Here is a 13,087-nt window from a genome sequence, read left to right on the forward strand (position 1 = left end):
CAGCCAAATCCTCGATCCTGCCGGTCCGCCCGGAAGTTACCAGGCGGACCGGCAACCGGAAACCCCGGCGGTCACGCGGCGAGCGGCTCGCGCCCTACATCCTGGTAGCTCCAGCCGTCCTGATCATCGTGGGGCTCCGGCTCTACCCGCTCGTGCTGGGCGTGAACTTCTCCTTCACCGGCGACGGCGTGCTCAACGGGCAGCCGGTCGGTCTCGACAACTACATGACGTTGTTTGGTGATCCACTGTTCCGGCAGGCCATGCGGAACGTGGCGCTGCTGGTCCTGCTGCTACCGGTGGCGGTCGCCATTCCGGGCCTGCTGGCCACCTTCATCTATCTGCGTGTTCCCGGGCACCGGTTCTACCGGGTCGTCTACTTCTTTCCCGCCGTGCTGTCACCGGTGATCGTCGGCGCGATCTTCAACCTCCTGCTGGCGTACGGCGGCCCGTTCAACGGGTTGCTCGGGGCAATCGGCCTAGGCCCGGTCGACTGGCTTGGGGATCGGCGAGTAGCCATGTTGACCGTCGTCGGCGTACATGTGTGGGCGACCTTCGGCATGGCGCTCGTGGTCTTCCTCGCCGGATTCGCGACGTTGAACTCGTCGCTCCTCGACGCCGCCCGGGTGGACGGGGCGTCGCTCGTGCAGGAGATCTGGCACGTCATTATCCCGGGGCTGGCCCGCACCATTCAATTCGTCTTCGTTACGACGATGATCGGGATGCTCACCGCGATGTTCGGCCTGCTCTTCGTCATGACCAGCGGTGGTCCGGAAGGCTCGACCTACCTGCCGGAGTACTACATCTGGATTCAGCAGGGTCAGATGAACCGCCCGGCGCTGGCCTCGGCCGCGTCTACGGTGCTTTTCCTGGTCATGCTCGTGGTAGGGCTGCTGCAGATCAGTGTGCTGCGGCGTTCGGGGAGGGAAGACTGATGCCCGGCGTCCGGGCGGGCAGGTGGCTGATCGCCATCCCGATGGCGGTCCTCGCGCTGGCGACGATCTACCCGCTGGTTTTCACCACGAACGTCGCGATGAAAACGCGGCACGAGTACATCCTCGACCGCTTCTCTCCGACCAGCGCCCTTCGGTGGGAGAACGTCGCCTCCGCGTGGAGCAACGCCGGGATGGCCGGCTACTTCGTCAACTCGCTCATCGTGGTGAGCTGCGCGGTGGCTCTGCTGCTCCTGTTCGGATCCATGGCCGGCTTCGCGATGAGCAAGCTCCGCTTCCGCGGCTCGCGCATCCTGTTCCTGGGTATCCTCGCGGCGCTGTTCATCCCGTTTCAGGTCATCATGGTGCCGCTCGCCCGGACGATGGCCGACGCCGGGCTCATCGACACCTACCCCGGCCTGATCCTGGCATACGTCGCGCAGTTCCTCCCATTCACGATCTTCCTGATGACGAGCTTCTACTCGGGCATCCCGGACGAGATCATCGACGCGGCCAGAATCGACGGCAACACGCTCTACGGGGTCTACCGGCGAATCATGATTCCCATGGGCACGCCGGCGTTGCTATCGGTCGGCATCCTCAACACGCTGTTCTGCTGGAACGACGTGCTCATCTCGCTGGTGATGATGCCGTCTGCGGAGAACCGGACGCTGATGGTCGGGGTCACCGCACTCCGGGGCCAGTACTCCGACAACATCCCGACATTCGCGGCCGGCGTGCTGATCGCGGCGCTGCCGGTGTTGCTCATCTACCTGTTTTTCCAGCGGCAAATCGCCGACGGAATCACCGCCGGTGCCACGAAAGGCTGACATGAAGATAACTGGGTTTCGCAGCCTGACAACAGTCCAGGAGTGGGGCCGCCCGGTCGGTGACGCCAACGGCGTCTTCGGTGACGGGGTCGTCACGGTGCCGATCATCGTTGTCGACACCGACGAAGGAATCTCCGGTATCGGCCTGGGACCTGCCGTGGAAGCTGAGTTGATCTTTGCCGCGATCGACGGTGAGGATCCACGTGGTGTCACCGCGCTCTACGACCGCATGCTTCGGCAGACGTTCAAGGCCGGTCACGCGGGCGCGGTGTTCGGGACCATCGGAGCCTTCGACACCGCGTTGTGGGACATCAAAGCCCGAGCCGCGGGGGAACCACTCTGGAGGCTCCTCGGTGGTCGCGACCGAACCGTCCCCGCGTACGCATCGGGCCTCGACATCGGCCTCACCGATACTGAGCTCGTATCGACCTACCAGGTATACGCCGAGCACGGGCTCAAATCGGCCAAACTCAAGGGCGGCCTCGATGTGCAACGGGACGTGCGCCGGCTGAGCTTGGTGCGAGAGGTCCTGACTGAGGCAGCACACGGCCTGCGGCCCGCCCTGATGCTGGACGCGAACGAGGCATGGACGCGCAAGCAGGCAGTTCGTCATGTCTGTGAGCTAGAACGGATCCTGGACCTCACCTGGGTGGAAGAGCCGGTCCGACGCTGGGACGCCGAAGGGCTGGCCGTCGTTGGTAGAGGAATCCGGGCCTCAATAGCCAGTGGCGAGAACCTCACTGGTCTCGAACAATACCGTCCGTTGCTTGCCGCAGGCGCGATCGACATCGTCCAGTCAGCCGCCGTCTGGGGAGTGACCCACTTCTTGCGGGTATCAGCCCTCGCCCACGCTCATGACCTCCCCGTCAGCCCGATCGGGAACAGCCCGATCGGGCTTCTGCACGCCGCGACGTCGGTACCCAACCACCTCGCCAGCGAGCTCCAAGACTTGCGGCCGCCTGCGGGGGTTTCGGTCGATCTGCATGTGGAGGATGGGGCGTTCGTCCTCGGAGACTCAGCGGGCTTGGGCATCGAGATCGACGAGGACGTGATCGCGGCCGCTACACGTCGGATGGTGGCGCTGACCAATGATGGCCCCCATGTCCGGCCGGAGCGTGCCGGGAAGCGATTACTGGCCGTCACCGACGGTAATGCCGCACCACCAACCCCTGCCCCTTCTCTGGCGGACCCTGCACCCCCGCGCCCCGATGAGGCGTCCTCCACGCCCTATTGGTGATCACCCGAGAACCGTCGTCCCCGAAGAAAGGAAGTAACGTGCGTCCTCCCCATTCACGCCACGTACGAACATTCCTCGCAGCCTGCGCGACGGCCGCGCTGACCGCCGGACTTCTCACCGGACCTTCAGGTGGAGCGACTGCCGCCGCGCCGGGTCGTACCATCGTCGTCGCCCCGACCGGAGCGGTGAACGCCGACGACGAAGGCCCGGGAACGACGAATAGGCCGCTGGCGACTCTCGAGGAGGCCCAGCGGCGGGCTCGCGACCAAGCGGCCCAAGCACGCGGTGATGTCACCGTCGTGCTGCTCGACGGCACCCACCGGCTGGACGCTCCGTTGCGCTTCGACGCCACGGACTCGGGTCGTGACGGGCACACTGTCACGTGGAAGGCGGCACCCGGCGCGAACCCCGAGGTCAGTGGCGCTCAGCAGGTGACCGGCTGGGAGCTCGACGACGCCGAGGCGGGTATCTACAAGGCGGATGTCGGCCATGGCCTCGACAGCAGGCAACTTTATGTCGACGGTGCCTTTGCCCGGCGCGCCCAGATCAGCCTGGCTTCGTCGGACCTCACGCTCGACCCGGACGGGTTCACCATCAACAACGAGAACCTCAGCTACCTGTCCGACCTGCCGGACCAGCAGCGCATCGAACTCGTCGCGCATCTGACCTGGACCACGCGGATCACCCGGGTGGACAGCATCTCTGGTTCGACGGTCACCATGCAGCAGCCCGGCTGGGACAACAACACCTACGGATACGACACGATCCAGAACCCGTACATCGGCCCACGGTTCTCCCTGGTCAACTCGCATGCCTTTCTCGACCAGCCCGGCGAGTGGTACCTGGACACGGATGCCGGAACGCTTTACTACAAGCCGCTGCCGGGCCAAGACCTCGACAACACGCGTGTCGAGTTGCCGCGGCTGGAGACTCTGGTGGAGGTCGGTGGCACCTACGACGAACCGGCCAGCAACCTGCGGTTCGAGGGACTGACCTTCACCGGCACCACCTGGCTCGGCCCCAACTCGCCCGACGGCTACGCGAACCAACAGACTGGCGCCATCATCACGGGCGTCCAGCCAGATCGGCCCGCTGACGCGTTCGAGACGTGCTCGCGCGGCTGCTACGGATTCGAGGGCTCTCGCAACGACTGGGAGCAGATGCCTGGGGCGCTGCAGGTCTCGGCGGCCAAGGACATCACGTTCGTGGCCAACACCTTCGTGAACCTCGGGTCGGTCGCACTGGGCATAGGCCAAGACGCCAACGCCCACGCCACCGGCGTCGGGTTGGGCGCCCACGATATCGCCGTGCTCGGCAACACCTTCACCGAGAGCGCCGGCGGCGGCATCGCCGTGGGTGGGATCCAAGCCGACGCGCACCATCCGTCCGACGATCGCATGGTCAACCGCGACATCCTGCTCAGCGAGAACCGCATCTATTCCACGGCGCTGGACTATCTGGACAACGACGCGATCCTTGCCACATACGCCACCCGGCTCTCGATCGAGCACAATTACATCGCCCACATGCCTTACAGCGGTATCGGCGTCGGATACGGCTGGGGCGCCAACGATCCGGGCGGCAGCCAGGAATACATCGACCGTGGCCTGTACGACTTTCAGCCGATCTACGACACACCCACGACTCTCACTGACGTCCGCATCGTCGGCAACCACCTGGTCGACACGGTGAACACGATGTGGGACGCGGGCTGTATCTATCTGCTTTCGGCACAGCCGAACAGCACGATCGAGGGGAACTTCTGCGACGGCACCGGCCAGCTCGGCCTGTACTTCGACGAGGGATCCCGCTACATCGACGTGACCCGAAACGTCCTGATGAACACCAACGACCAGTGGGCCCACGCGAACATTCAGGGCGGCCACAACACCGGCGACCTCGCACTGACCGGGAACTTCTCGACCAATCCGGCCATCACTGGCATCGTCGACGGCGAACGCGGAAACGTCGTGGCGGACAACGTCACCTTCTCCGCTGACGACATCCCGGCGGGGGCGCAACAAGTGATCGATGGAGCCGGCCCCACCGGGGAGTTCGACCAATACGGTCCGGTCGGCGTGATGCTGGCCGCAGACCGGACGAGCGTGTACGCCGGGGAGTCGACGACCGTCGCCATGACGGTGGTGAACCGGGGCGATCGCCCTCTCGTCCGTCAGGACGCCTCGATCGCGATCCCTGACGGCTGGCAGGCCGTGCAGATCGGAGAGGGTCTGCGCGGCGCCCTCGCGCCGGGGGCGGCGGCCACCGTGTCCTGGGAAGTCACCGCACCCGGGGCATTCGACGTCCCGTTCAGCCAACGGACGGTCAGCGCGGAGCTGAGCTTCCGGATCCAACGGGACACCTACGTAGCGGACCGTTCCCTGACGCTTACCGCGCTCAACCCGCTGACCTCGCTGGACAGTTATGGCTCGGTGCCTAGCCAGTTCGCCGAGGCAGGACCGGAGTTCGCCATCCTCACCGAGGGCGCGGACATCTGGGAGGACGCTGGAGGTGCGTTCGACGAGTACGGCGCCATCTACCAGCCGGGCGCGGTCGGTGAGAACACCACCGTCACTGCCCGGGTCACCCACATGGACAACACCCACCCCTGGGCCAAAGCCGGAGTGGTCATCCGCAACGATGTCACCGCCGATGGCTCGTCGCCCGGATACGCGGTGATGGTGGTGACACCGGGCAACGGAGTCTCGTTCCAATGGGACTCCGACGGTAACGGATACCTGGACTCCTTCGGTGGGGCCGGCGGAGTCCAGGCGCCGGCCTGGGTCCGGCTGGTTCGCTCCGGGTCACAGGTCAGTGGCTACTACTCCACAGACGGCAACTCGTGGACGCAGGTCGGCTCGACCGTCGAGCTTGCCGGCATCTCGGCGACGCAGGATGCCGGTCTGATCGCGACGTCCCACGCTGCGGGGGTGACCGGAAGGTTCGGGTTCAGCGACTTCAGCGTGAGCGAGTAGACAGCCACCATGGTGGGGTGCGCCAAATCCGTTGCGCGCCCCACCACGACCTTGCCGAATCAAAGATCGACGAGTTCGACCGTCACGGTCGCGGAGTCACCCGCCTCGATGTCTTCGGCCGTGCGAACGGCCCGCTTGACGGGGAGCACGTAGCGGCCCTGGGTGCTGTCCGGGAAGATGGACGTCTTCCACGTGCTGCCACCGATCGTGACGCGGACCCGAACCGAGCCGAAGCCGCGGCGGTCGCCGGCGGTCATCTGGCGAATGTCCTCCGACGCATCGACCGGCAGGCTCACGAACGTCCAGCTGTCAGTCTGCCGGGCATCCCATATCCAGAGCTCGGCGTCGAACATGATGACCATACGGTGAGGATCTCACGCGGCGACGTTCTCGCCGGGGCGGGCTTGCCCTAGTTCGTCACCAACCGTTCGGCGATTCGACGACCGCAATCCATTGACGGTTCCTAAATCGATTGAGTACGTTCACGAGCAGCGGCGGCTCCGCAAGTGAACCCCCTGAATGGCGCCGCCGGAGAGGAGCACCGATGCCCTTCCGTCGACCACTCCATGCCGTCATCGCCAGCGCCGCGGCCGTGGCCATCGCCGTACCCCCGGCGGGCAGCAACCCCGAACCGATCAGCACGTCGGCAGCACCGAAGCAAGCCTCGGCCAGCGGGCAGGCAATGGATCAACGACCGATCGTCTTCGCCCACCGGGGTGCCTCGGGCTACCGGCCTGAGCACACCATCGAGGCCTACGAGTTCGCGATCCAGATGGGCTCCGATGCCCTGGAGCCCGACCTGGTCGCCACCAAGGACGGCGTGCTCGTGGCCCGGCACGAGCCCTGGCTCGGTCACACCACGGACGTCGCCGACCGTCCGGAGTTCGCCGACCGGCAGACCACGAAGACCGTGAGTGGACGGCTCATCGAGGACGAGTGGTTCGCAGAGGACTTCACCCTCGCCGAGCTGAAGACGCTGCGTGCGGTAGAGCCGCTGCAGGACATCCGCCAGCACAACACCATCTACGACGGCCGCTTCGAGATCGCGACGTTCCAGGAGATCATCGACCTCGCGAAGAAGGCGAGCCGCGGCGGTCGTCAGATTGGGCTGTTCCCGGAAACCAAGCATCCGACATACTTCAGGTCGATCGGCTTGCCGCTCGAAGAGCCGCTCATCGACATCATCAAGCGCAACGGCCTCAACCGCGTGAACGGCCCTGTGCTGGTGCAGTCGTTCGAACCGACCAGCCTGCGCAAGCTCGACGACGCCCTGAAGGTGCCGGTTGTCCAGGCGATCACCACATCAGGCGCCCCGTACGACACGATCGCCAACGGTGAAGGGCCGACCTACGCCGACATGGTGACCCCCGAGGGCCTGGAGGAGATCGCTACCTACGCGGACTGGATCGGCCCCAACAAGAACCTGGTCATTCCCAGGGAGTCCGACGGCTCGCTCGGCGAACCTTCCTCGCTGGTGGCCGACGCCAAAGCCGCCGGCCTCGATGTGATGGCGTGGACGTTCCGCAACGAGAACCAGTATTTGCCGACCGATCTGCGCTGGGGCGACGATCCAGGTGACTACGGCGACGCCTTCGCCGAGTTCCAGGCGTTCTTCGAGGCCGGCGTCGAAGGTGTGTGGGCAGACAACCCCGACACCGCGATGATGGCCCGGGACGACTTCCTCAACGGGCAGGACTAGTCTTCGACCACGTTCACCATGGGTTCGCTCGGAGCTACGTTGGGCATCCCATGGCTGGCCATGATCTCCTCGTACGTGCCGTTGGCCGCTAGCTCGTGTAGAGCTTCGGCCAGCGGTTCGGCGAGACCGTGTTCCTGGCCGACGATGAACGTCGACGTGCCCCGGCCGGTGACGTGGCCGCCAAGGCTGAGTTCTGGGAAATCGCTCAGCGCACGTGCGCCCATGACCTCGTCAGTGGGCGCGGCGTCGATATCGCCTGCCGCGACGGCCTCGCTGGTGGAGATGTCGTCGGGGGTGTACGAAACGAGTTCTATCGACTCGCCCATGGCCTCGCAGAGGGCGGAGATCTCGGCGAAGTAGCCGGCCAGCCTCGGCTCGCTGTGCTCGGGTTCGTACTGGCCGATCCGCAGCCCACATAGGTCAGTGGGCTCGTCGCCGATCTCGACGCCGGGCCCGAGCAGGAAAAGCTCGTCGTACTCGACGAAGGCGACAATGTCGGCGTATGACGTGGGGAAACCTCTCGGCGAGGCCACGACCATGTATGCGGCCGGGTCGCCGTCCAGATACGCCTCCTCTAGTTCGTCCCCGTTGTTGAATTCACGCTGCTCGGTCTCGAGGCCGAGCAGGTTGCCCGCCGCCTGTAGCAGCTCGGGCAAGACGCCGGTTGCGACCCCGTCCTCGACTTCGAGGTACACGGTGGAGCGCATCTCCTCCGGCGGGATGCCCAACGCGAGGACACTGCCCTGGAGGTCTTCGGGTACAAGATCGGCGAGCGAGCCGAACGTGTCCGGGGTGGGGTCCGCCTCGGTGGGCCCGGCTGTGGGTGTCGGTGCGGTAGTCGCGGCCGCCGTCGACGGGGGATTGACCTCGACGTTGGCTGCGTCGTCGCTGGTGCAGGCGGCGAGTGCCAAGACGCCGATGCCGAGCACACCGAGTTGTTTGGGTGAGATCAAGGTTCTTCCAGGGAGTAGTTCGGCCGACAGAACGGGACGCCGGGAGCTTACCCAATCGTCGCCGACCAACTCCGAGGCAGGCGGACACTTGATGATCAGACGCACAAGCCGTGGGTCCCCCTCCGCGTTGATCATGGGCACCTGACGCCTATTCGACGCCCAATAGGCGTCAGGTGCCCATGATCAACGCGGAAGGGGGGTGTGATCAGGTGAGAAACGACGATCAGGTGACGAAACTGGATGCTACGCGAGCAGCAGCGGCGCCGGCTCTGGAGGGATTCGCCGACGCCGCCGGTCCATGAGAGCCGCGCTCTAGCGGCGGCGCCCGTGTGGGTAAGTAGCCACCACTTCGATCTCTACCAGCCAGCCGGCGACGGGCAGCGTCGCCACTTCGAGGTTGGTCCGCGACGGACGGACCTCGTTGGCGAACTCGACCGGAGCGTAGGCGTCGATCACCTCGCCGGTCACCCGGTCGACGTTCGCCATCCATTTCCGGTAGGCGCGGTTCCAGCCGTTGTAGTCGGCCCGGTCCGCGCCGGGCGGTGCTTCCAGGTAGATCCGCATGCTGGTGACGTCGGCGAGGCTCAGCCCCTGCGACTGCAGGTTCTCCTGGATCCGGGCCATCGCGTTCATGCCTTGGGCCTCGGTGACCGTGACGCCGTCGGGCAACTCGCCGCCAGGGAACTGGGCCGGGTCGATGTAGCGCTCTGGGGTTCCGGCGGGGGCGTCGGTGTTGCGCGCGGCCGGCCCGATTCCGCTGGAGAAGTAGATCGGCACGCCGCTGCCGATCGAGACGCCGCCGGCCAGGAACGGGTCAGGCGCTTCCACGGGTTCGGGGAGGTTGAACCGCACTTCGTTCGGGTTGGGCGGCTTGAACCGCAGATCGGCTGAGACCACGCCGGCGACTCCCAGGGTGACCAGGCTGGACAACAGGGCGACGACAAGCAACCGGACTCGGCCGGAGCGTAGACGGGTACGCATAGGGATCCCTTTCATGCCGCGGTGGCGACGAGGCGTTCGTGGAGGTTCATGACGGCCATGCGGGCGGAATCGATCGCGCCGGCCTGCCAACCGATGTTGTGACTGAGGTGGTCTCCGGCGAAGTAGATGTGGCCGTCCGGCTTCAGCAAGTGCTCGTAGGCGTCCCCGCGCGGGTTCGGCCAGTTGGCCCACCCACCGAGTGCCTCCGGGACCTTGGTCCAGGCGATGGAGAACGACGTCTCGAGCTCGTCGCGGTAGGCGTCGCCGTGAATCTTCACCCCTTGCGCGACGGCGCGTTCCTCCCGCTCAGCAATGGACAGGTCGGTGTAGGCGCCGGAGTAGTAGCCGACGATGACGCCCTTCTGGCCGAGGAAGCCGGACGACGGATACCAGATCCCGGCCACGTCCATGTTCGTGGCGGTGATGCCGCCGAAGATCTTCTCGTCTTCCTCCCAGAAGCGGCGCTTGTACTGCAGTCCGATCTTTCCGGTGTTCGCGCCTGTCGGAACCGCCAGTGCGGTCTTGGTCTCGTTGGACAGGTTGGACGAGATGTCGCGCAGCACCATCGGCGGGATGGTGGCGATGCAGTGATCGGCCTGGATGGTGCGCGTCCGGCCGGGCCGTCCGGAAGTGTAGGCGACGACGACCCCCGACGACGTGTTGCGGATCTCGGTGACTGTGGCGTTGTAGGTGATGTTCTTCTTGCCGACGGCGTCGGCCATGGCGAACGGAATCCGGTCCATCCCGCCCACCGGCTGCCACATCATCATCGCCTGGTTGAACCCGAACTCGAAGGAGAACCGGTTGCCCATCTGGCTGTGCAACACGGCGGACATCGGCGGTGGCTCGTCGAAGACACCGGAGGTGTGCCCGGCGCCGGGTGCCTCGGTGTAGCCGCGCCGGCCGCTGCCGACGTACTTGCCTCCCCGAAGGTCACCGAAGCTGTTGGCGAACGAGATCAGTCTCTCGGCGTCGTCGGTGCTCAAGACGTCGTCGAGAGCGCCCTGATCGACGGCGGTAGCCAGTAGTTCGGAGACGTAGCCGTAGTAGTCGGCCTTGGCCTGGCGGTGTGTGATCGGGGTGTTGGCCAGCGGGCCGTAGTCGGTGCTGCCGGTGTTCTCGTGGTAGTAGAGGCTCTCGGCGTTGGCGTTGACCAGAGCTTCGATCGAAACACCGAGTTCACGGCAATAGTCGAGGGTGACGTGGTGGTTCGGGATACGGGCCGGACCGGCGTTGAAGTACTGGCCGTCGTCGAACTCGGCGGTCTGGGTGACGCCGTCGGTGTCGGTCAGCGTGTCGCCGCCGCGGATGGTGCGGATGCGGCCGCCGGGACGGTCTCTGGTTTCCAGGATGTGACAGTCGTAGCCGGCTTTCTGCAGCTCGTAGGCTGCGGTCAGGCCGGCGATCCCGGCTCCGAGGATGACGACGCTCGTTCGGCCGCGCGCGTTCGTGGGCAGTTCGTTCTGACGAGGCGGGCGGAACTCGTCGGCCGCGGCCGGGCCTGCGGTCAGCCCGAGCGCCGCCATGGAGCCGTATAGCGTCGCGGCGCCACCGGCCATACCCACGCGGGTCAAGAATCGTCGTCTGCTCAGTCCCTGCGGCGTTCCTGGAGCGATTTCCACGCGGCCTCCCATGATGGTCATGAATCGTCCCGAAATGCCTGGCTTCGGGCATGCCCATCATCAGAGGCTGAGTGATCTCGACCGTTTCGCTCGGGTAAGCGATCGGTTACGCACCTGGCCGAAGTTTCATGGCCTCACGTAACGTTTCGGCGCCCGTACGCACTCCAAACCGTTACGTGAGGCCATGAAGCCTCCCCAGCGCCGGCGGAGATCCAGGTACATCAGGCGGACTGTGCCGGAGGGAGCCCGAGGTGGGCCAGCGCCTGCCGCAGAACCAAGCCGTGGCCACCCCGCATCTCGTTCTGGAGCGCGTCGTCGGCGGCCTCCGTCGGTGAGAGCCAAGCGAGGTCCAGTGCATCGTGCTGGGGAGCGCAGTCTCCAGCTACGGGGACGACGAAGGCGAGTGCGACGGCGTGCTGGCGCGGATCGTGATAGGCCGACGCGCCGGCGGTGGGAAAGTACTCGGCCACCGTGTACGGCACGGGCGAGATCGGGATCCGAGGCAGGCACATCGGTCCGAGATCCTTCTCGAAATGGCGGACGATCGCATCGCGAACGCGCTCGTGGAACAGCACCCGCCCGGCGACCAGTTCGCGGTGGATGTCGCCATCGGGCGTGGCGCGCAACAGAAGCCCGATCGAGGTTACAACCCCCGTATCGTCCACGCGGACCGGGACCGCGTTGATGTAGAGAATGGGGAGCCGGCGCCTGGCCAGCTCGAGATCCTCTGGTTCAAGCCAGTTCTCGTGCGTGTCGACCGCAGTTTGGTTCATGCCTCTGTTCTACCGGACGAGCGGAGGGAGGGCGGGGCGTGGCCCCGAAGTCCCTCGTCGTCATGAACGTGATCATGAACACGGGGGAGGGGCGTCGAGGCGGGCTGCCCGGGCATGGAGGTAGCGCTGCTGGGGGAGACTCGACGTGCGGGCTGCCGCGTCCAGGTAGCCGGCCCGAGCGGCGTCTGGCTGGCCGGCCATCTCCAGCAGGTGTGCCCGCACCGCATGGAACCGATGGTCCTCGGCGATCCGCTCTTCCTGTGCCAGCCCGGACAATAGTTGTAGTCCAGCCTCGTGGCCCTGCACCATGGCCACCGCTACGGCATGGTTCAGCGCGACTACCGGATTAGCGGAGACTTGCAGGAGAAGCTCGTACAACGCCAGGATCTGTGGCCAGTCGGTGGTCTCGAAGCTCGAGGCTTCATCGTGCAGGGCGGCGATGGCCGCTTGGAGTTGGTAAGGGCCGGTCGGTCCGTGCGGCAACGCCGCGCTGATCAGCGCTATGCCCTCATCGATGTAGTCGGTGTTCCAGCGGCTGCGGTCCTGTTCGGCCATCGGGATCAGCGCGCCATCCGGCCCGGTTCGGGCCTCGCGGCGGGCGTCGGTGAGTACCATCAGGGCCAGCAGGCCAGTGACTTCGGGCTCCTCCGGTAGCAGCCGGTGAACCAGCCGGGTCAACCGGATGGCTTCGGTCGATAGTTCGACGCGCTGCAGGCTCGGCCCGGACGTGCTGGCGTAGCCCTCGGTGAACGTCAGGTACAGCACATGAAGGACGGCCGCGAGTCGTTCGGTGCGCTCCGGGCCTCGGGGGATCGCGAACGGGAAGCCGCTGTTCCTGATGCGCTGCTTGGCGCGGCTGATCCGCCGCGTCATCGTGGCCTCCGGCACCAGGAAACCACGAGCGATCTCCGCCGTGGTCAAGCCTCCGACCGCGCGCAACGTCAGCGCGATCTGCGACGACAGCGACAACGCCGGATGGCAGCACATGAACAGCAGGATCAGGGTGTCGTCGGTGTCGGCTGTATGACGCTCCAGACTTCCCCCCGTGTTTGTGATCACACGACACTAGATGGGCAGGCTCGCCACGA

At 65.9% G+C, this 13,087-nt stretch carries 11 protein-coding genes; 5 read left to right on the top strand and 6 right to left on the bottom strand.

Annotated elements, in window-relative coordinates; genetic code table 11:
* Window positions 1-14 precede the first annotated feature (14 nt).
* The 4 genes from F7O44_RS08245 to F7O44_RS31675 are packed head-to-tail and all read left to right on the top strand — an operon-like array spanning window position 15 to window position 5,971.
* Window positions 15-932: an ABC transporter permease subunit gene (locus tag F7O44_RS08245; protein WP_174255895.1), complete on the top strand. Its 918-nt coding sequence runs from the start codon at window positions 15-17 to the stop codon at window positions 930-932.
* A complete protein-coding gene (locus F7O44_RS08250; RefSeq protein ID WP_162449738.1) occupies window positions 932-1,759 on the top strand; it encodes a carbohydrate ABC transporter permease in 828 nt (275 codons plus the stop codon). Before F7O44_RS08245 ends, F7O44_RS08250 begins: the two co-directional genes overlap by 1 nt.
* Before the next feature lies 1 nt (window position 1,760).
* The gene (locus F7O44_RS08255; protein WP_162449739.1) at window positions 1,761-2,996 is read left to right on the top strand and encodes a mandelate racemase/muconate lactonizing enzyme family protein; all 1,236 of its coding nucleotides are present in this window, start codon (window positions 1,761-1,763) and stop codon (window positions 2,994-2,996) included.
* A gap of 38 nt (window positions 2,997-3,034) precedes the next feature.
* A complete protein-coding gene (locus F7O44_RS31675; protein ID WP_162449740.1) occupies window positions 3,035-5,971 on the top strand; it encodes an NEW3 domain-containing protein in 2,937 nt (978 codons plus the stop codon).
* A gap of 59 nt (window positions 5,972-6,030) precedes the next feature.
* Here F7O44_RS31675 and F7O44_RS08265 read toward each other — a convergent pair whose 3' ends face one another.
* Window positions 6,031-6,333: a DUF1905 domain-containing protein gene (locus tag F7O44_RS08265; RefSeq protein WP_162449741.1), complete on the bottom strand. Its 303-nt coding sequence runs from the start codon at window positions 6,331-6,333 to the stop codon at window positions 6,031-6,033.
* Window positions 6,334-6,515: 182 nt separating this feature from the next.
* Here F7O44_RS08265 and F7O44_RS08270 point away from each other — a divergent pair, with 182 nt between their 5' ends.
* Window positions 6,516-7,670 carry a glycerophosphodiester phosphodiesterase gene (locus tag F7O44_RS08270; RefSeq protein ID WP_162449742.1) on the top strand — a complete coding sequence of 385 codons (1,155 nt, stop codon included), beginning with the start codon at window positions 6,516-6,518 and terminating at the stop codon, window positions 7,668-7,670.
* Here the strand turns inward: F7O44_RS08270 and F7O44_RS08275 are convergent.
* The 5 genes from F7O44_RS08275 to F7O44_RS08295 all read right to left on the bottom strand — a co-directional run bounded on the left by F7O44_RS08275 (window position 7,667) and on the right by F7O44_RS08295 (window position 13,058).
* Window positions 7,667-8,623, bottom strand: a complete 957-nt coding sequence (locus F7O44_RS08275; RefSeq protein ID WP_162449743.1) for a type 2 periplasmic-binding domain-containing protein — start codon at window positions 8,621-8,623, stop codon at window positions 7,667-7,669. The genes F7O44_RS08270 and F7O44_RS08275 overlap by 4 nt on opposite strands.
* Window positions 8,624-8,935: 312 nt before the next feature.
* Window positions 8,936-9,604 (bottom strand): Rid family hydrolase, encoded by a 669-nt coding sequence (locus F7O44_RS08280; RefSeq protein ID WP_162449744.1) that lies wholly within the window; start codon window positions 9,602-9,604, stop codon window positions 8,936-8,938.
* An 11-nt stretch (window positions 9,605-9,615) separates the two neighbouring features.
* Window positions 9,616-11,247: a flavin monoamine oxidase family protein gene (locus F7O44_RS08285; protein ID WP_222851175.1), complete on the bottom strand. Its 1,632-nt coding sequence runs from the start codon at window positions 11,245-11,247 to the stop codon at window positions 9,616-9,618.
* Window positions 11,248-11,447: 200 nt separating this feature from the next.
* A complete protein-coding gene (locus F7O44_RS08290) occupies window positions 11,448-11,999 on the bottom strand; it encodes an NUDIX hydrolase family protein (protein ID WP_162449745.1) in 552 nt (183 codons plus the stop codon).
* A 72-nt stretch (window positions 12,000-12,071) separates the two neighbouring features.
* Window positions 12,072-13,058: an RNA polymerase sigma factor gene (locus tag F7O44_RS08295; protein ID WP_222851176.1), complete on the bottom strand. Its 987-nt coding sequence runs from the start codon at window positions 13,056-13,058 to the stop codon at window positions 12,072-12,074.
* Between the last annotated feature and the right edge of the window lie 29 nt (window positions 13,059-13,087).

The organism is Phytoactinopolyspora mesophila (assembly GCF_010122465.1).
Classification (GTDB): domain Bacteria; phylum Actinomycetota; class Actinomycetes; order Jiangellales; family Jiangellaceae; genus Phytoactinopolyspora; species Phytoactinopolyspora mesophila.